This window comes from Streptomyces gelaticus, from assembly GCF_014649535.1.
GTDB classification, from domain to species: domain Bacteria; phylum Actinomycetota; class Actinomycetes; order Streptomycetales; family Streptomycetaceae; genus Streptomyces; species Streptomyces gelaticus.
In genome coordinates, this window is sequence record NZ_BMTF01000112.1 from 1 (window position 1) to 548 (window position 548).

The following is a 548-nucleotide window of genomic DNA, read 5'->3' on the forward strand; positions in this document are numbered from 1 at the left end:
ATGAACGCGGCGAAGCCGGGTGAGTTCGACAAGCGGGCGTTCATCGACGCGGTGAACAAGGCGATCGACGCCCAGGCGCCGAAGAACCTCGACCAGGCGGACAAGTTCTCCAAGTCCGGCAAGGCCGATCAGATCAAGGGGGAGGTCGACGGGAAGGTCAAGGACGGGAAGGAGTCCTCGGCCAAGGACATCGACACGGCGACGAAGGCGCCGCCGGACACGTCGGCGGCCAAGGACAAGCCCGTCACCCCGATGACCCCCGACCAGGCCCCCGCCAACCCCGGCGCCCCGTCCGCGGCGGACGCGGTCCCGGAGAAGCAGCCGGCCGCGGTCACGGACTTCTCGCAGGGCCCGGCCGCCAACGACCAGGCGATGGCGGACGCGGAGGTCACCGAGGACCAGCTGGCCAGGGGCAACGAGCCCGAGTTCGACCAGGCCCTGTCGGCGAAGAAGACCGCGGAGACCGATTCGGCGAAGGCCCCCGCGAAGGGCAGGGCGGCCGAGACCCAGCAGCTGTCCACCGCGAAGGCGGGGGCGGCGGCCTCCGG

1 pseudogene is annotated in these 548 nt (G+C 71.4%); it reads left to right on the plus strand.

Annotated features, from left to right (window positions below):
- Window positions 1–548: pseudogene (locus tag IE107_RS34620) on the plus strand (hypothetical protein); the annotation flags it as partial.